Raw genomic sequence first — 18,870 nt, 5'->3', positions numbered from 1 at the left:
AACTGGCCCCCTGTAAAAGGGGACTACATCACAGGAAAACCTGATTCCAGGATTGCAGTCGTAACCCTTGCAAGCCACTTTGATGCCTGCCCTGATGCTGCCATCTGGGGGAGTTCAAAGACCGAAAACCTTGGCGTCGAAAAAATAATTGTAAATGTAATTTCAAACTCCAATATCCGGTATGTCCTGATCTGCGGGACCGAGTCAAGGGGACATCTGGCAGGCCACTCCCTGCTTGCAATCCACGCAAATGGGATTGACGAAAAAGGCAGGATTATAGGTTCGCAGGGTGCAATTCCCTTTATAGAAAATATCTCCAGAGACGCAGTCGACCGTTTCCAGCAGCAGGTTACACTCCTGGACAGAATAGGGTTGAACGACACAGAAGAGATCCGGAAGGTCGTTGAAGATTATAAGGACAGGGAAGAAGCATACTCTGAAGAGCCCATGGTTGTCTGTGCCCCGAAAAAGAGGCAGTCCTCTTTTGCAGTTCCCACTTCAGGGGATGTAATAATCTCAGGAGAATTCGTAATGGATTCAATGGCAGGAATTATCTGCCTGGCAGAAAATCTCTGATCTTTCAATCCGGGGATATATTGATTTGAAAATATATTTAGAGTTAGTATGTTTTATATGGATGTTTCATAATTAAGAGATTCAATTCGAATCCTGAAATCATAAGAAGTAAGTGAATTGATCATAAGAAGTAAGTGAATTGATCAGAAGAAGTAAGTGAATTTTGAAAAGTGTGGATTTTGAGGGCGTAAAGATGTTTAAGTTCCAGAAAGAACAGGAAATTGTTAACATTGCAGGGGTAAAGGTAGGCGGACAGCCTGGAGAACTACCTACCGTACTTGCAGGGACTATTTTTTATAATAAACACGAAATCGTAGAAGACGCGGCAAAAGGACTTTTTGATAGGGCCGCTGCCGAAAAACTCGTAAACCTGCAGGAGTCGAGTTCGGATACTACCGGAAATCCCCATATAGTCCATATCTTTGGCACTACCAACGAAAGCATCACGCGCTATATTGATTTTATTGCAGAGATCTCGGATTCTCCTTTTCTCATCGATTCCCCCGAAGGGACCGTACGTGCACATGCAGCACAGTATGTGAGTGAAATAGGGCTTGCAGATAGAGCAGTCTATAACTCCATAAACATGAGCATAAATGCTTCTGAAATAGAAGCTCTTGCGCAGTCCGATATTGACAGTTCTATTATCCTGGGTTTTAATGCAATGGACTCCTCCCTCCAGGGCAGGATGGAAATGCTCGAAACAGGTGCAGGCCTGTTAGAAGAGGGCCTTCTCTCAATTGCAGACAGGTGTGGAATAGTTAACAAGCTTATCGACCCGAGCATCACCCCTATGGGAAACGGGGCCGGAATAGCTCTCAGAATGACCATTACCGCAAAAGCAAAATGGGGGCATCCTACAGGCTCTGGAATTCATAATGCTCCCTCAGCCTGGAACTGGCTGACCCGGCAGAAAGAAAAAGACCCGGTCCTGTATAAAATCTGCGATATAGGCTCAACCTGCCTGCAACAGGCGGCAGGCGGGGATTTTATTCTCTACGGCCCCATAGAATATGCCCCATACGTTTTTCCCATGGCTGCCATGAGCGACATAATGATTGCAGAGTCAGTAGCTGACCTTGATATCGAACCTGCAGCCAGGCACCCGATTAACCTGCTGGTCTGATTTCTTCAAAAATACAGGTTTCGCCTTCTGCTATTTAAGAAACCGCCAGTTTAAGCGAAATTATGGCAGCCTTCGGGTTGCCTTTTAAAAATTTGATTCGTAGAGCTTCTTGCTTCCAGCCCTATTTTAACCCTTATTTCACTTCAACCCTTATTATCAGAGTCCTGTTTTCAGTCATTTTCAGACCCCCATTTTCAGACTCCTGTTTTCAGACCCCCATTTTCGGGTTTCATTTTCGGGTTTCATTTTCAGCTTTTATCCAGAAGATTTCCATTCAAAGTTAACATCCATGGCTTTAGTAGACTTTAACTTGCAATTAACATCCACATCATTCATAAATAATTGACAGGTGAAAACGGCATCCACTTTTAAGCAACAAAACACTTTTCAGAAACTCTGCTTCCAAAAGTATTTACTCGGCAGAATTTAATCCATAATATAAATTTCCTTGAAATGGGGTTATTTTAAAAAATTTAAAAGATAGGGGAGTGAGATACTGGCTATAATCAAAAATAAAACAAGACATACCGTCCGTTTTGTAGCTTACAGGGCTGACGGAGCCCAGATGCACCAGAAAGCTACCAAAATTCCACCTGACCAGAGCCGCTATGTAAGTAAGGATTATGCAGGGGACATTGACTGGTTTATCATCACAGCATTTCTGCCGGAGAGCGAGATCTATGACCATGTAGATGTAGACATCCTGCCGGCTGTAAGAGACGGGGACGACGCCCTTTCTTTTGCTAAAGTGGGGGTTGAAGAGAAGTTCGTGTTCGTGGAAGATACCGAAAAAAAAGAGTTTCGTTTTTACCTTGATGAGGATGAACCTGAAGGAGAAATCCACGGCTGGTAAGCGTAAGCTAATATGAGTAAGCTTGTAAGCCGGAAAAACGTAAAGATTTCTGGCTACTCCTTTCGAAAATCTATTTTTTTGACTTATTTACTTTTGACGGATTTACTTTTGATTGATTTACTTAAATGTCCCGATATCCCCTGAGTCGGGTTCAGACCCTTCCCTCCCACCTGCACACCTTATACAGATACCTTTTCTACGATCCATACACTGGCTACATACAAGTTTTCCGCATAAATGGCAGGTATGAAGTTTAGCCGGGCGCCCGCAGATTGAACATAACCCCTCTACTTCCAGAATTTCAGCCTCCTGAATTTCTCAATAAAAAAATAGTTTTGAATAAATGGTTTTGAATAAATTGTTTGAAATAAATGGTTTTGAATAAATTGTTTGGAATAAATGGTTTTGAATGAATGGTTTTGGATAAATTGTTTGGAATAATAAGGCTGCATAAAAGATCGTTTTTGGGCACTATAAACGTTTCCCGGAGGGCTGTATCTGGAAACTTCTAAGGATGCTCTTCCAGCAGGTGCAGTTCAAAGATAGGAAAAACAATGAAATCCTGAAAGAAAATACCTGAATCCAAACAAAGAAAAAAAAGGAGGAAAAGACCTCCTTGAAAATAGAGTATTAAACGGTTTCAGTCCACTATCCCGCCAGTGTTTGCGGAATGGACGGAACGCTGGTACCTGGCAAGGTAACCTGTGACTTCCTTTTTCGGAGGCACAAAGGTAGCTTTCCGCTTCTGGAGCTCTTCTTCAGAGACTTTCAGGTTCAGGACCCTTTCAGGAATGTTGATTTCTATAAGGTCCCCCTCTTTTACGAGACCTATTGGTCCCCCTTCACTGGCTTCAGGAGAGACGTGCCCTATACATGGTCCGCGAGTCCCTCCGGAGAAACGCCCATCAGTGATCAGAGCCACGGACTCGAGCAGACCCATACCTCCAATTGCGGCTGTGGCTGCAAGCATTTCGCGCATTCCGGGTCCTCCTTTGGGGCCTTCATAACGGATAACGATAATGTCTCCGGGCTTCACATCCCCTGCAAGAATGCTCTGCATGGCATCTTCTTCACAATCATACACTCTTGCAGGGCCTGTATGGACACGCATCCTGGGGTCAACTGCGGTTTGCTTTACAACCGAGCCATCAGGGGCAAGGCTGCCTTTGAGAACTGCAATTCCTCCTTCGGCATGGACTGGATTCTCAAGGGTTGTAATGATCTCCTTATTCAGCTTCGGGTTAACTATGTCAAGCTCATTCAGGTTTTCCCCGATAGTTTTACCGTTAACTGTAAGCTGGTCAAGGTGGAGTTTTGAAGCAAGCCTCTGCATGACTGCCTCGACCCCGCCTGCCCTGTCAAAGTGCAGCATGAAATTCGGGCCGCCGGGTCTGAGGGAAATCAGATGGGGAGTTGTCCTGCTCAATTCGTCGAAGGCCTCAAGGGGCAGCTCAAGCCCGAACTCATGGGCAAGGGCAGGAAGGTGCAGGGTAGTATTTGTGCTTCCTCCGACTGCCATATCAACCATTATGGCGTTCTCAAAGGACCTTTGAGTAACAATCTTTCTTGGGGTGATGTTCTCTTTTACAAGCTCTACAATGCGCTCTCCGGATTCCTTGGCAATGCGCGTCTTTTTTGCATCCACTGCATGGGCAGTTGCGCAGCCAGGAAGGCTCAGCCCAAGGGCTTCAGTCATGCACGCCATTGTGTTTGCGGTAAACATTCCGGCACAGGACCCGGCCCCTGCACAGGAAAGATCTTCAAGCCTTTTAAGTTCGGCTTCGGAAATTTTGCCTGCCCTGTAGGCTCCGACCCCTTCAAAGACTGAGATAAGGTCAGTGTATTTATCGTCCACGTATCCCGGAAGCATTGGCCCTCCGGTCACAACAATGGCAGGGATATCAAGCCTGCCTGCTGCCATAAGGTGTCCTGGTACGATCTTATCACAGGTAGGGATTAGGACCATACCGTCAAACTGGTGGGCTCTGACCATCAGTTCGATCGTGTCCTCTATAACCTCCCTGCTTGGGAGGGAATATTTCATACCCTCATGCCCCATTGCAATCCCATCGCAGACCCCTATGGTATGGAACTCAAAAGGAACTCCCCCAGCGTTCCTGATTCCGGCTTTTACAGCCTCAGCAAGTTTATTCAGGTGAATGTGGCCAGGGATTATGTCATTCCAGGAATTGACAACTGCGATGAACGGCTTCTTCATTTCCGAATCCGTAACCCCCGTTGCTTTAAGGAGGGAACGGTTGGCGGCACGTTCAGGCCCCTCTTTGATAATGGCGCTTCTCATTGCAAGTCTCCTTATGATCTTGATATTGAAAACGATCAGTATAATTTGTTATAATGTATAGATAGGAAAAAACTTCATAGTATAAACAGGTTGGGGACGAAAAAACTGTAAAAAAGCCATATAGAAAAATGCTGAAAATCTACAAAAACTTATAGAAAGGTTGGTAATAAAAGTACAGAAAACAGCAGTGAAAAAAGATCTATCAAAAAAATAGGCCGGAATGGTTTATGGAAAGAATGACAACTGCCTTCTGGCAATAGAAGGATTAAATCGGGACAAAAACCTCCCTTTGAACCATTAAAACCGATACATAATATCACAAAAAGGCAATTTAATATAATAGTATCCAAATATTTATATAACCAGTCAGAGATTTTGAATTTAGCATAGTGAACGGACCTGCCCTGGACTACATCTACAAGATCACATCCAAGCAACACACCACAAAAAATTTAACTACAACAGGGTCGCACCCGTTCACCAGATTATTTTTCTCACTAATTCTTTTTTTCACTTATACATCCTTTTTCCTTTCTGTTTCCTTTTTCCCTTCCCCCTCCCTTTTTCTTTTCGTTAAAAATTCAGAGTTTTATTTCGGCACAGGGTAAGCAGAGCTGAAGTAAAAGAGCCAGAGTAAAGAGATAGGAATAAGAAGAACAGAAATAAGTAAGCTAATCGGACAAAAGAGTTTGAGAAGCAAAGGAATCGCAGTAAGGCTTCCCTCAAAACCGTACCGCAGATCCTTTTATGGAGGTTTTATGTTTTTTGGACTATTTTGCCACTCTAGCCTTTTTTAGATTTGAGCTATTTTTGATTTTAGCCATTTAGTTTTGCCATATTAGGTATTCCGTATTCGTGGGTCTTTACTGTACTGTGCGTGGTTTCCTGAAACCCGTTTTAGCTTTATGTTTGGTCGGTTGACATCCGGATTGGATGCTACTATTCTTCTGTAGGGGTTCTTGAAGGGTTCATGACAGATCATGCGGGTTCACAGTTTTCTCCAGCCTGCCATTTTTGGTGGTGTGGAGATGGAGGTCTTCTGGCTGGCAGGCACTTATTACAAACACGGAATACGGAATCTTATTACCTTTAAAATACTATATATAGATTTCCATTGTTTTTCAAAAACGAATATGGCTGGCAGAGACAGTTTTGAGAGAGCCCGGAGATTTATGAATAAATAGTTTTCAACTTTACAGAGTGCAGCTAAACTGGAAAAAGAGATTCCGGGATCAAAAAAACTGATATTCGATAAAAACACAATTATATAATAGAAAGCGGACAGAAAATTACAGGCAAACTTGTCGACGGCTAATCAACAGATCTGTAAATTAGAATGCAGAAGAATTTGCGATCAGGCATACTGACAATTTCCAACGCATTATCCCGGAAGAAGTTATTGAAAACATCCCTGTGCAGGCGGTTAGAAGATAATGGACAGCGAAACTTCTGAAAACAGAGAAGAAACAGATACTTATCCCCATGTAGCAGATGCTGCAAATGGCGAAAGGGGAAAAGCTCTTCATGCAGCTCTGGAAAGAGAAGAAGCCCTGAAAACTATAATCAATAACAGCCCGGCAGTGGTATTTCTCTGGAAAAACGAAGAAAAGTGGCCTGCGGAATTTGTTTCCGAAAATGTGGGGAACTTTGGATATACGGTAGAGGATTTTATCTCGGGCAGGGTACTGTACGGGGATATTATACACCCTGATGACCTTGGAAAAGTTGAAGAGGAGCTTGAAAAAAGAATACGGAGTGGAGCTCCGGATTTCAATATGGAATACAGGATTATTACAAAAGCCGGAGACCTGCGCTGGGTAAACGAAAGGACCTTCATCCAGAGAAACCCGGAAGGAGAGGTAACTCACTTTCAGGGAGTGGTTCTCGACATCACCGAGCGGAAGAGAAGTGAAGAAAAACTGGAAAAAGTCCTTAAGATTCAGAAACTGTTGAAAACAATAATCAACAACAGCCCGGCAGTGGTATTTCTGTGGAGGGATGAAAACTACTGGCCTGCAGCTTTTGTCTCGGAGAATGTGATACAGTTTGGATATACAGTTGACGATTTTCTATCACAGAAAATCCTGTACGGAAAGATAATACATCCCGATGACCTGAAAAAGGTTGAAGAAGAACTCGAAAGACACGTCCAGAAAGGGGAAGTAAGCTTTAATTCAGAATACAGGATTTTTACAAAAGCCGGAGACCTGCGCTGGGTAAACGAAAGGACTTTTATCCAGAGAGAAGTAGATGGAAACGTAACCGGTTTTCAGGGGATAGTGCTGGACATAACCCCCCGGAAAAAAATTGAAGAAGCCCTGAGAAAATCTCTCGAAATGCAGAAATTGCTGAAAACGATAATCAACAAAAGCTCAGCAGTAGCTTTCCTGTGGAAAACTGTGGAAAACTGGCCTGTAGAGTTCGTTTCAGAAAATGTAACGCAGTTTGGATATACTGTAGAAGACTTCACATCGGGTAAAATCCTTTACGGAGACATAATTCATAAAGAGGACATCAATTCGGTCTCTGAAAACCTTGCACACTCAATTAGAGAAGGGTGTGACTCTTTTGAGATGGAGTATAGAATTATCACCGCAGATGGCAATATTCGCTGGGTTGAAGAGAGAACGTATATCAAGCGAAATAAGGAAGGTATCCCGGTTCACTTTCAAGGAATAATTGTTGATGTTACCGAAAGAAAAGAAGCACAGGAAATGCTCGAGATTCAGCGAGAACTCGGGATGTACCTGAGTAACACCTGGAACCTCCAGACCATGCTTTCCCGTATCCTTGATGCCTGCCTGAAAATAAAAGAGATCGATGCCGGAGGCATATACCTGAAAGACGAGCTTCTGGACCAGATTAACCTGGTGGCGCACAGAGGGCTCTCCTCCGAATTTGTGAAAAGTGTTTCTGCATACAGGGCAGACTCCCCGGAAGCAAAGCAGGTCTGGACCGAGAAACCCATTTATAAACTGGACTTTTTTGCTGAAGAGATGGCAGATCTGCTAAGGAAAGAAAAGATCACTGCAGTTGCAGTAATCCCTATGAAGCACAGGGGAGAGATAATAGGCAGCCTGAACTTTGCTTCCCATACTGTGGACAGGATTCCCCAGAACGTCCGCGATTTCCTCGAGAGCGTTGCCCTCCAGGTAGTTACCCATATAGCCCCTATTCGCATAGAGGCAGACCTTTTATAAAGGCAACCAATCTGAAGCTCGAACTATATCCGGACGACGAAACCCTTATTTAAAATAATTTTTATAAATAATGCTGGATTGGGGAGCGAGGAAAGCCCCAGGGTTACGCCTTCAAGCTCTGAGCTTTAGATACGCAACTGCCGGTTTTTGCTCTCATTTTTCCGGGGTTTGCCTTATCAGACTTTATCAGACGTTATCAGACTTTATTAGATCGCTAGGGGGATACAGGTTGAAAGCAATAGTAGTTTATCTCAGTACCTCAGGGAATACAAAAGCTATGGCCGAGGCAATAGGGAACGGGATTGAGTCAAAGAATGTGGATGTAAAGGTTGTCAGTTTCTATGATGTAAAGCCCGAAGAACTCAATGAAGCAGAAGCAATTGCAGTTGGATCTTCGACGTTTTACTACAAAATGCTGCTGCCCATGGAAAAGTTCATGGATGAAACCCTTGTTTCCACAAACCCACAGGGCAAGATAGGAGCTGCTTTCGGGTCTTACGGGTGGAGCGGAGAAGCACCCATATTGATAGCCGAAAAAATGCGGGAAATGGGGATGAGTGTTGTGGACCCCGTACTCCGGATCCTTCATAAGCCCACAGACAAGGACCTGCAGGAATGCAAACGGCTCGGTATTGACATTGCAGAAAAACTGAAGCATAAAAGCAAAAAGGCAGAGTAACAAAAGCAGCAATAAAGTAAACCAGCCTGGACTGTTAAAAAATGAGTGGCCTGAATTATTTCATGGCCATTTCCACTCGTTTCCTGAATTCATCAGGGCTTTCAGAAACCAGTACAACAGTCCTGAAAAAACCCTTATCTTTTCTGATTGCTACAGCTTTTGCGTGTTTTCCCGCAAAAATTAGCCTGCGCCCCTGTATTCTGACTCCCCACCCCATATACCACGGGAATTTGTCCATGATCTCCACAGAGCTGATATCTGAAAAGGGAATGTTGTACCTGAATGGTGGAAAAACTGCAACCACACTGTCGGAAGTAATCAGGAATCTCATGCCAAAAAAGCCCCACATTGCAGCAAGGTAAATGAGAAGGATAAAAGGCAGAGCGTACTTGTCCTCAGGATCAGTACCAAAGCCAAAAAGCCCTGTGAGAGAAAACATGTAAAATGCCAGGATAAGCAGCAGACCTGCAAAATTAAGCAATCTTATTTGTTTACCGTAGGCTGCCCTCTGTTCGTAAAAACCTATTATGATACTACCTCCTGTATGAAAGGATTTACAATGTTTCTATGCCGAGTTTTTCGGTAGAAGGTATTTGTATAAGTAATAGAGGTATTTGTATAAGTAGTAGAGGTATTTGTATAAGTAGTCCTGTACAGTATCTTTATTTGTATAAGTAGTCCTGTACAGTATCATTTTATGACCAGAGTTTTAATTATTCTGGGGGAATTTCGGTAACAGGGGTCGAATCCAGCAGTAGCTCGTTGAAAAGTTCGGTACCCAGGTGCCTGGAAGAGGGTTCGTAGCATATAAGGCTCTCTCTTTCAAAGTGCCTCTGATTCTTCGGGAAAAGAGATATCAGGAAAAACTTATCACTAACGGCAAGATTTGCAATCTTCAGTTCTCCCGAATACCGGAAAAATTTCACATTATCAAGAGACATCATAATTCGGAAGTCCTCCATATAATCAGTATAGTACCGCTGAAGAACAGACTCCGGCATTAGAAAAGAGAATTCAACTCCCTTTTTTGCAAGCTCCTGGCAGAGATAAATCATAGGCTGATGAAAGTAGGCTATGGCTTCAAGAACATGGCTGGACTTGGACAGATTTTCCACAACTTCCGGGTCAAGTTCGAACATGCGGTCCAGGTCAGGCTGGATCAGTTTACATTTACCAAGTTCTCCCAGCCTCTTCCGAAAAGAAGAAGGTGTCCCCTGCAGGTCCTTTTCCGACCAGTACTCAAAGTTATCTTCAAAAAGTTCTATAGTGCTGACAAGGGGCTGCATTTTTTCAACGAGAACCTTTCCTATCAGAGAAAGAATATAGGTTTTGTCCTCCTGAACAACCAGGGACATATCTTTTAATTTTTTAATCTGGGGAAGGATGGAAGTGGAAGTTGCCTGAAGGGCTTCCGTAATTTCATCCATATTTTTGGGTCCACTTTTCAGAAAAAGCAATAACTGTTTTCGCTTATCGGAAAGAAAAATCAGCTCTATAAGTTCCAGTTTCACCCTTCAGTCTCCTATTAGTGTTATAATAACTAAAAAAAATTACAGGTAAGACTAAAAAGATTACAACCGCCTAAAATATATAAGTTATTACCTTCCCTCGCCCAACTTACCTGGGAAAAAAGCAGAGTCTTTTAATAAGTCCGGATTAATTAGATTAAACATTAGCAAAAAGTTTAAACTTGATACTGATTAGCAAAAAGTCTAAACTGGATTCTGAAAAACTATAAAAAACTACTAAAAAAGATTTTTGAAAATTAAACATTTACAGGAAAAACTGATGGAGTCTCCCCGGAGTCCCCCTGACCTGATAGCTTTCGCTAGATAGATGTTCACTATTATCTCAAGTCAGGGTACCTTCCAGAGTCCTTAAACTTAAAGTTTTAAGCTGGAGATTGTATCGCAAACAAGGGTTCTTGAAAGATTTTGAATATTTCAACATTACCTTATCTGCATTGAAGAGGATACGAAAATCCTGTAGGAAAATCCTGTAGGAAAATCCTGTAGGAAAATCCTGTCCCGATAAGATTTTCAGGCAGGGGCTTCCTTGGTCAGGATATAAGCAATCATTTCAGGGTTCAGCTTGCTTTCCCTTGAAACCTTTTCTTCGATTCTCTCAGCAGGTGTACCCTCCATCTTCAGTTCTCTTATCTTTTCAATCACTGAGGACGGGATACTGTAATATTCATTAATGTCTTTCCTGTGCCCCCAGACATCTCCTTCGATAAGCTGGATTCTCTGCATCTCAAGGAACATTTCTATGGACTTTGAGACCGTGCGCCTGTAAGATTTAGGAAGCTGTATTACCTCAATCTTCGGACAGGTTTCCACCAGTGCAAAGATGTCCTTGTTCGAAGGCCTGAAGGCAAGATGAACAACGCGCTCATTAGGGTTAAGTGTAAAAATTTCTTCCCTGGAACTAACTACTCTAATTTTCATTATGTCTTCCCCCACTATAAAGTTCTTTTTTGTTTTTACCTCATTATAAACTACTTATACTTATTATAAATATTTATCTACCACGCCCGTTAATTTTTAGACAGTTTTATTTATTTTCAGCCCCCTATATTAGTTATAAAAGTGACAGGTAAATATCGGAAAGGAAATAAAAACAGGACTGAAGTATTCGGAATCAAGAGATCTTCAACCCTTCCGGTGAGCCTCCCTGAGGAGGAAAAACAAGAAAAAAACGCAATTGAGAGAATTAATTAAAACCATCCGGTAAAATCCGGAGTCCATGAATTACTATTTTCAGGAGCTTGCCCTTTAACTTGCTATACAGTTCAACAGATGCCCTGCCCTCAAAAATTACAGGATACGCGACAGGGAAGTCTCAGAAAGTTCTTCATCAGACGCCACAGGAACCGGGAAGAGCGGCTTAATAAAGGAAATGACGCTCATATATTCTTCACTTTCTGGAAGACCTCTGCCTCTTTCCGGCCTGCTTTTCCAGCCCAGGAAAGAGCACACATCGGACACTCAGGTCCGAAACCCGCAGCGTTGTATCCGGTCAGTCCGCCTGCAGTGTTATTCACCCTGGAAAATCCGTGTTTTTTGAGAATGCTGCACCCCATACCTGACCTGTGGCCTGTGCTGCAAATTACTGCATATTCGGCTTCAGGGTCAAGTTCCATGTGCCTTTCCCTCAGTTCCTGAACCGGAATATTTACTGCATGTTCTATATGGAAACTCTCATACTCGGAAGGAACCCTGACATCTAAAATTACAGGAGGATTTTTACTTCGGACCCCTTCATAGAGCTCAGGAATCGATAGCTGTGGCACATGGGCAGCCCTTAATCCGGCAGTTACCCAGGCAAACATTTCCCCTGACAGAAAACCGACAATACTGTCAAGCCCAACCCTGCACAGCCAGACCGCAGATTTCCTTGCATTTTCCTCACTATCTGAGACGAGCAGGATCTGCTTATCCGGAGGCAGGAGCCAGCCTGCGTAGGTAGCAAAGTTGCTCCGGAGGTCGATACACCAGGAACCGGGGACATGCTCTCCTCCGAAACTTTCGTAATGGCGGGTGTCAAGAATTGCTGTATCCTCCCTTCCGGCAAATTTGAAAAACTCCCCCGGGGGGATCTCCCTGAGAGGCGGAATTTCTTTGAGTTTTGTGGGCCCTTTCCGGTTGATTTCGGTGCAACGGCTAAAATGGTCCGGCGCGGGAGGCATATTTGTTGTAAGGTTTTCTATGAACCCTTCCCTATCAGGGATCCGGAGAGCATAGTTGTATTTGCGTTCATATCCGATTGTACTCGAACGTTTAGCTCCCATAGCCCTTCCGCAGAGAGAGCCTTCCCCATGTGCAGGATAGACCTCACAGGAGTCGGGAAGGGAAAGCAGTTTTTTGTGCAGGCTGTCGTAAAGCATGGAAGCCAGTTCCCTGGCTTTTCCGGGGAAAAGGTCTGGTCTGCCCACATCCCCGACAAAAAGTGCATCCCCGCAAAAAACAGCAGCCGGATCAGGACCTCGGGAAGTATCCGAAACCACATAGCAGATGTGTTCAGGGGTATGCCCCGGCGTTTCCAGTATCCTTACAATCGTGTCCTCGATTTCGAAAGTATTCCCTTCAATGAGCCCTACATGTTCAAACTCACAGTTAGCAGCTTTCGGGGCGTAGATAGGTGCTCCCGTAAGCTCAGCAAGATCCATATGCCCGGAGACAAAATCTGCGTGCAGATGGGTCTCCAGGATGTGAGTAATTTTCAGGCCCCTGGATTTTGCCTCTTTGATATAGACATCCATATCCCTTTGCGGGTCAATGACCGCACAGCTTTGCTTCCCTGCAAGAATATATGAACTGTGTGCTATGCCCCTCACAAAAAATGGAGTTATTTGCATACAATTTTCCCCCATAGACAGGTCGGCAACGTACCGAAAATTCTGTAAAATATGATTGCCTCCGTATCATAAAAGATTATCTTTTAGATCAGGAAGGTGGAATTCTCCAGTTTCTTTTAGATCAGGAAGGTGAAATTCTCCAGATAATTACGTGATTTTTCAGGAGAGATCCTATTTCAGGTCTTTTTCCGAACCTTTTTTTCTGAACATTTCTTCCTGAAAGTTTATGCCCATTTGAAGAGAAACAATACTAAACTTTGCTAAATATATTTTTGAATCCGCTTCAAGTTAGATTGAACAGGATTTGGACCCATATTTAATCTAGGGGGTGTCAGGCACAATGTTATTGATGGATATCGTAACCTGGGAGCCGAAAGACTCTGAAAAGGTCAAGAACTGCTACATGAACTACGAATACCCGAAGGGCTTGAAAGTAATCGACGAGTGGGTAGACCTTACAGGCTACCGCATGTTCCTGATTTATGAGGCTGACGGCGAGAAGGCTTATGCGGCTGCAAACCTTCCATTTATAGGGCTCTGCAGGTTCGAGACCTTCCCGGTCATGAAGGCAGAAAAGTACATGCAGATGGCCCAGGAACTTGCTGAAAAATCGGGAGGGAAAGGGGTTGAAGCTGCGGCACTGGGGGAAGGAGCCGCAGTAGAAGAAATCCTGACTCAAATAGAGAACCTTGAAAAAAGAATCTACCGCCTGGAACACCACTCTTTTATCCAGCAAGAAGACACGACCTGAACCCCCTGATGCGTAATTAGGGAAGGAGGTCATATTTCAAGAGCTGGGCATCAAAGGGGCGGAGAGGAGAGTAAGTCAACTCTCTCAAGCTTATTTTTCAAGCGCATCTTCGAATTTTTCCGCACCCATCCTGTAAATGTGCCAGCCGTCAACAGGCCCGGCCCCAAAGTATTCGTAGAACTCCCTTGCAGGGTTCCAGTCAAGCACTGTCCACTCCATTCTCCCGCAGTTCCTTTCTTTTGCAAGCTTTACGCAGTGCAGAAACATTGCTTTTCCGATTCCTTTTCCCCGGAACTCGGGTTTCACAAAAATATCTTCAATATAGAGCCCCTGCTTTCCTACAAAGGTGGAGAAGTTGTGGAAAAAGACCGTAAAACCCGCAGGCACCCCATCGAGTTCGGCAAAGAAAACTTCGGCATAGGGCCTTTCCCCGAACATGGACTCTGTCAGGGTCTCTTCGGTAGCTGTGACCAGGTAGGAGAGATTTTCGAACTCGGCAATCCCTTTGATGAATTCAAGAATTAGAGAGGCGTCCTCTTTTTGTGCAGTGCGGATATTCAAACCGGGTTTTATCTCAGTTTCAGCCATTTTTATTCCTTCCATTTTAGTACTTTTTTAAATTGATCAGTTAACATAATACTAATAAGTTTGAAGCGGTTCATGTACTCGATTTCACTATTCAGGGGCCGTAAGTCCTGTTAGATTGAAGATAGTATTTTAATGTAATTTGTAGAAGTAAGTGTAAATATAGAAGCAAGCCTCATCCATTTAAATTCTAATGGATAAACGATTATTTAGCAAAATATTATTATTTGGAGATTAATTAACTGGCCGTATATGGTTTTTGTCAATTCAAATAAATTTAAAGCCAAATCAGAGTCTTGTTTAAAATGCTTTGTCAAGAAGATTTCAAACCGGTCACTCTTGCCGACAGGGGCTTTTTCGAGCGTCATTACGCGCTTTACCCGCAAACCCATAGCGGCAACACGTTCACGAATATGGTCTGCTGGAACCATTTTACACCTTACAGGTACACGTACGTGAACGGGAATGTGATTCTTGCGTGCACCACCGCAGGGGTTACCCGGTTCCACCCGCCAATCGGCCCCCGGGACCCTGCACTTATGCGTGAGCTCATAAGACTGGCGCTGGATGTGAGCGACGATACGCCCCTTGTGCTCATCGATCCGGATACTGCGAGGTGGATGCAGGGGCTCGATCCCGGGCTCGTGCTGGTGCCGGACCGGAACAACTTCGAGTATGTGTACAGAGCTGCCGACCTTGCGGAACTTCCGGGAAAGAAATACCTTAAGATCCGCAGCCATCTCAACAGGTTCCGGAAAAATTGCCTGAACACTGTCGAGCCGATAACATCCCAAAACCTGGAAGAGGTGAGGGAATTCCTGAAGAAGTGGTGTGAGTGGAAGGGGTGCAAGAAAAATATCGTCCTTGCCAACGAAATAGAGGCAGCCCTCTATGCAGTAGAGCATTTCTCCGAACTTCCCCTGAGGGGCCTTTTGATCCGGGTCGATTCAGAGATTGGCGCCTTCTCCCTCTTTGAAATCCTCAACGCGGATACGGCGCTCATCCATTTCGAGAAAGGGCTGCCGGACTGCGAAGGGATCTATAAGGCTATCAATGAGGAAACTGCAGCGGTTCTTGCTGGCGAGGTGGAGTACATCAACAGGGAGAGCGACCTCGGCGTCGGCGGCCTCAGAGAAGCAAAAATGCGATACTACCCGCATCACATGGTCGAAGTATATTCGCTCAAACGTTGAGTCACCCGAGTTTCGCTTCCCGAGTTTCGCTTCCCGAGTTTCGCTTCCCGAGGTTCGCTTCCCGAGTTTCGCTTCGGGAGCACGAGGTCTGTTTCGCTTCGCTCAAGCAGACTAATTTATGGATTTTAGCAATGAGTTTCTCTTCGCTCAAGCAGACTAATTTCTGGTTATATCAGTGAGCTTTGCTCAAGAGGACTAATTTAGAGAGCTTTCTGACCTATAAAGCATCATTCGCTGCTTTGAGTCGTTTTTGTCACGCTCGACGAAGGAGAGCGGTCTTACGAAAAAAGAAGAAGAAACGAAAAAACACACATGAATTCTTTGAATAACAGGCACCGATTCTTAAATAAGTTGAAAGTGCTTTAATGCCAAAGAAGAGAAAAGCTGCAAAGTAAAACCGGCAGAAAAATCTGTATCTGAATCTATTAACCGATTCAGATACATCAAAAGTTAAAGCAAGTTAAAATTAAAGAGCCCGATGCCTCAATATTTTCTGCACCGGCCTTTTATAAAAATAACTGAAATTCCCGGAAGGGCGAGTTTTTCCAGGATCAGGTCCGAAAGTTCTGAACCGGGAGTCAGCTTTTCTCCTTCCTTTCCCATCTCCTTTCCTATCTCCTTTACTGTCTCCTTTCCAGTCTCCTGCCTGGTATTACTTTTGCTTTCTTTTTCTCCGTCTCCGTCTTCTATTCCTTCTTCTCCATCTAAATCAAAAAAAGACACATCAGGCACTATCGCTTCTACCACTTTCCTGAGTTCAGGGACTTTCTGCCCTCCGGTCATGGCTGCGACTTCGTTCTGGAGCACAAGCACAAGCACTTCATAACCTTCACTTGCGGCATTTAAGAGCCCGAGGATGCCGGAATGTGCAAGGGCAAAGTCTCCGATTACGGCTATGCCTTTTTTCTCAAAGCCGCAAGCAACCGAGATTGCCGAGCCCAGGGCAAAGCTGACATCAACTGCTGCGAGGGGTTCGGGTGCGCTCCGGACCGAACATCCCATGTCTCCGGCGACCTGAATATCAGGTATGCGGAGGAAATTGTAGAGAGGGAGATAGGGGCAGTCTTCGCAGATTGAAGCCCTGCCTTTCTTTCTGGATTCAATAAGTTTGAAATCCGCAGGTCTTGAAACCTTTTCTTCTTCGATATGCTCAAGGGCAAACTCGATATCTTCAGGCATTATTTGCCCGTATGGGAGGTGTCCCGTCTTTTTGCCGCAGACATTGCCTGAAATCCGGATCTGCTCTTCTATGAAGGGTTCTGACTCTTCAGCTACCAGTACTCTCCGGTTATTTTTAAGGAAATTTCCGATTTTCTGCAGAGGAAGGGGATTTACAAGGTTGAGGACAAGATGAGAAACTCCGGGATAGCAGCCTGATTTTTTCAGCGTATCTTCCACAATTGAAACCGCAAAACCCGAGGAGATAATTCCAATCCGTTCGACTCCTTTAATCCGTTCGACTCTTTTCTGTTCAGAAATCTGTGCTTCCGCTTCGATCTCTTGAGTTCCTTCTTTAATTTCGTTAAGGTCAGTCTTTTCGGCTTCTGCTTCAAGTACCGGATAAACTTTAGAATGGAAATGCTGGTGTTTTTCCACCATCCGGAGTCCCCAGATAGAACGGTCAAACCCGGGGTGGACAGTTGAAGACGCAGGAAGGCGCCGGACTTTTCCTTTACTCTTCTCCAGACCTGCGGTTACCCTTAGAATTACCGGAACACGGGTTTCTTCAGAAAGTTCGTAAGCCCTTCTGAGAGTTCTGTACGCAGCATAAGGATCAACTGGATCAAATACTGCAACTTCAGCTATCCTGCCATACCAGCGGGAGTCCTGCTCATTCTGAGAACCTTTCACACCCGGGTCGTCTCCTGCAATGATTACCAGACCTGCGCCTATAGTGTGCGTAACCGAGGTTATAAGGGGGTCGGAAAGCAGATTCATCCCAACGTGTTTTACAAGCACAAGAGCCCTTTTGCCTGAAACCGACGCTCCGAGTGCTATTTCCAGCGCAACTTTCTCGTTTGTAAGCCATCTGGCTCTATAAGTTGGACCGTGTGCGTTGGTTGATGGGTTATCTGTTTTCAAAAAAAGTTCCATCAGGGAGGTAACAGGATATCCGGGGACTCCTGTTATAAGTGTAACATCACTGTCAATGGCTGCAAGATAAAGGGCTTCAAACCCGTTACATAGTGCTGCTTCTTCTTTCAAGTTGGCCCCCCATCCGGGAATTATAGGAGTTTCGGTAGATTCCGGTACCGTTTAATCAGTTTTTAATTAGTTTTTAATTAGTTTTTTCCAGGCTCATTGGCTTTATCTCGGTCCCAGGGACAATAGATTCTTCGGGTCTTCCGAACCAGGGCAGGGAGGCAAGAGCACCTATTACCCCGTTGCCGTCAAGCAGGACTTCCACATTATTTTCTTCAGCGCAGCGCAGGGTGTCTGCCTTCGAGACCCTTTCGGTCCGGCAGCGGTTGCTGTAGGAGTAAAGCCCTTTTGCATAAAAATCAGATAGTACTACAAGCCCTGTTTCTCTGGACGCACTGTATTTTTCAAGGGCTTTTTTAAAAGAGTCTACGAGCCTGGACTTCGCTTTTTCGTCCACACAGCCGAATTCCAGAACCGTTGACATGCAGTTCTGGGTTTTTTCCGGGACAGGGAAGAGCTGGACAAGGGCATGGGATAGGTAAACGGCTTCCTGGCAGTCCAGTTCCTTTGCGATGTTGTGAGTCAGGGTCCAGGTGGCTCCGATATCCTTTGAATCGGTGTCATCTATGCCTATAAGGACGCGGTCCCTGCGGGGAACCACAACTGTCCCCTTAGCACAGCGCTCTCCTCCGGATTCGGAAATCCTGTAGCTCAGAACTCCGTCTGCAAGCGCTCTGCAGCGGGTTGCACCAACCCCTCCGCCTCCAAGCCCTGCATAGGTGATCTCAACTTCGTCCCCCTGCACGATCACGGATTCTATGCCTGCGGCTGCAACCGAGGGTTTGAGTTCGAGTTTTGAGGTTCCGGTTTTCATAAAATAGCGGATCATATTTCCCGTTGAACGGGCTTTCAGGATAAGAGGAGCTTTTGCATAATGGTAAAGGGACCAGGCTGCCCCACTGTAGCAATTGGAGTGTTCAATAATTTCCGCATACTCGTTTTTCGCGTCACAGACCGCATAAATGCCCCTGTAAGGCACAGTATAGGGGCTGTCTCTTATACACATCTGACGCTGCCGACGAATAGAGAGGTGTAGATCTCGGTGG

15 protein-coding genes are annotated in these 18,870 nt (G+C 44.7%); 7 read left to right on the top strand and 8 right to left on the bottom strand.

Annotation, left to right across the window (positions count from 1 at the left end; translation table 11 throughout):
• Positions 1 to 27: 27 nt before the first annotated feature.
• From EO95_RS12260 to EO95_RS12250, 3 genes are all read left to right on the top strand, one after another.
• Positions 28 to 576, top strand: coding sequence for a tetrahydromethanopterin S-methyltransferase subunit A (locus tag EO95_RS12260; RefSeq protein WP_048134991.1), 549 nt, complete (start codon positions 28 to 30; stop codon positions 574 to 576).
• A gap of 193 nt (positions 577 to 769) precedes the next feature.
• Positions 770 to 1,702 (top strand): tetrahydromethanopterin S-methyltransferase subunit H, encoded by a 933-nt coding sequence (gene mtrH / locus EO95_RS12255; RefSeq protein WP_048135045.1) that lies wholly within the window; start codon positions 770 to 772, stop codon positions 1,700 to 1,702.
• A gap of 565 nt (positions 1,703 to 2,267) precedes the next feature.
• A complete protein-coding gene (locus EO95_RS12250) occupies positions 2,268 to 2,555 on the top strand; it encodes a hypothetical protein (RefSeq protein ID WP_048134989.1) in 288 nt (95 codons plus the stop codon).
• A 640-nt stretch (positions 2,556 to 3,195) separates the two neighbouring features.
• Here EO95_RS12250 and ilvD read toward each other — a convergent pair.
• Positions 3,196 to 4,857, bottom strand: coding sequence for a dihydroxy-acid dehydratase (gene ilvD / locus EO95_RS12245; protein ID WP_048134987.1), 1,662 nt, complete (start codon positions 4,855 to 4,857; stop codon positions 3,196 to 3,198).
• Positions 4,858 to 6,290: 1,433 nt separating this feature from the next.
• On the opposite strand from ilvD, the gene EO95_RS12235 reads away from it, so the two are divergent.
• Together EO95_RS12235 and EO95_RS12230 are read left to right on the top strand one after the other, a co-directional pair.
• On the top strand, positions 6,291 to 8,057 hold the full coding sequence (locus EO95_RS12235; RefSeq protein WP_048134985.1) for a PAS domain-containing protein: 1,767 nt from the start codon (positions 6,291 to 6,293) through the stop codon (positions 8,055 to 8,057).
• Between the two features lie 229 nt (positions 8,058 to 8,286).
• Complete coding sequence (locus EO95_RS12230) at positions 8,287 to 8,736, top strand: flavodoxin domain-containing protein (RefSeq protein ID WP_048134983.1); 450 nt, start codon at positions 8,287 to 8,289, stop codon at positions 8,734 to 8,736.
• Positions 8,737 to 8,791: 55 nt separating this feature from the next.
• Here the strand turns inward: EO95_RS12230 and EO95_RS12225 are convergent, their stop codons facing one another.
• The 4 genes from EO95_RS12225 to EO95_RS12210 form a co-directional block, all read right to left on the bottom strand.
• Positions 8,792 to 9,217 carry a hypothetical protein gene (locus EO95_RS12225; protein ID WP_048134981.1) on the bottom strand — a complete coding sequence of 142 codons (426 nt, stop codon included), beginning with the start codon at positions 9,215 to 9,217 and terminating at the stop codon, positions 8,792 to 8,794.
• Between the two features lie 232 nt (positions 9,218 to 9,449).
• Complete coding sequence (locus tag EO95_RS12220) at positions 9,450 to 10,163, bottom strand: winged helix-turn-helix domain-containing protein (RefSeq protein ID WP_235282997.1); 714 nt, start codon at positions 10,161 to 10,163, stop codon at positions 9,450 to 9,452.
• Positions 10,164 to 10,775: 612 nt separating this feature from the next.
• A complete protein-coding gene (locus EO95_RS12215; RefSeq protein ID WP_048134979.1) occupies positions 10,776 to 11,183 on the bottom strand; it encodes a DUF1699 family protein in 408 nt (135 codons plus the stop codon).
• Between the two features lie 458 nt (positions 11,184 to 11,641).
• Complete coding sequence (locus tag EO95_RS12210; RefSeq protein WP_048134978.1) at positions 11,642 to 13,093, bottom strand: rhodanese-like domain-containing protein; 1,452 nt, start codon at positions 13,091 to 13,093, stop codon at positions 11,642 to 11,644.
• A 340-nt stretch (positions 13,094 to 13,433) separates the two neighbouring features.
• Between EO95_RS12210 and EO95_RS12205 the strand changes: the two genes are divergently transcribed.
• On the top strand, positions 13,434 to 13,844 hold the full coding sequence (locus tag EO95_RS12205; RefSeq protein ID WP_048134976.1) for a DUF3303 domain-containing protein: 411 nt from the start codon (positions 13,434 to 13,436) through the stop codon (positions 13,842 to 13,844).
• A gap of 90 nt (positions 13,845 to 13,934) precedes the next feature.
• Here EO95_RS12205 and EO95_RS12200 read toward each other — a convergent pair whose 3' ends face one another.
• Positions 13,935 to 14,432, bottom strand: coding sequence for a GNAT family N-acetyltransferase (locus tag EO95_RS12200; RefSeq protein WP_048134974.1), 498 nt, complete (start codon positions 14,430 to 14,432; stop codon positions 13,935 to 13,937).
• A 302-nt stretch (positions 14,433 to 14,734) separates the two neighbouring features.
• Here EO95_RS12200 and EO95_RS12195 point away from each other — a divergent pair, with 302 nt between their 5' ends.
• On the top strand, positions 14,735 to 15,622 hold the full coding sequence (locus tag EO95_RS12195; protein ID WP_048134972.1) for a DUF2156 domain-containing protein: 888 nt from the start codon (positions 14,735 to 14,737) through the stop codon (positions 15,620 to 15,622).
• A 483-nt stretch (positions 15,623 to 16,105) separates the two neighbouring features.
• On the opposite strand, the gene EO95_RS12190 is transcribed toward EO95_RS12195, so the two are convergent.
• A complete protein-coding gene (locus tag EO95_RS12190; protein WP_048134970.1) occupies positions 16,106 to 17,827 on the bottom strand; it encodes an indolepyruvate ferredoxin oxidoreductase subunit alpha in 1,722 nt (573 codons plus the stop codon).
• Positions 17,828 to 17,900: 73 nt separating this feature from the next.
• Positions 17,901 to 18,830 carry a methanogenesis marker protein 11 gene (mmp11, locus tag EO95_RS12185; protein WP_200895045.1) on the bottom strand — a complete coding sequence of 310 codons (930 nt, stop codon included), beginning with the start codon at positions 18,828 to 18,830 and terminating at the stop codon, positions 17,901 to 17,903.
• Between the last annotated feature and the right edge of the window lie 40 nt (positions 18,831 to 18,870).

Origin of the sequence: Methanosarcina sp. 1.H.T.1A.1 (assembly GCF_000979295.1) — an archaeon.
Taxonomy (GTDB): Archaea; Halobacteriota; Methanosarcinia; order Methanosarcinales; family Methanosarcinaceae; genus Methanosarcina.
Note: the sequence above shows the minus strand (reverse complement) of the source record. Positions and strands in the feature narration are given on the sequence as shown.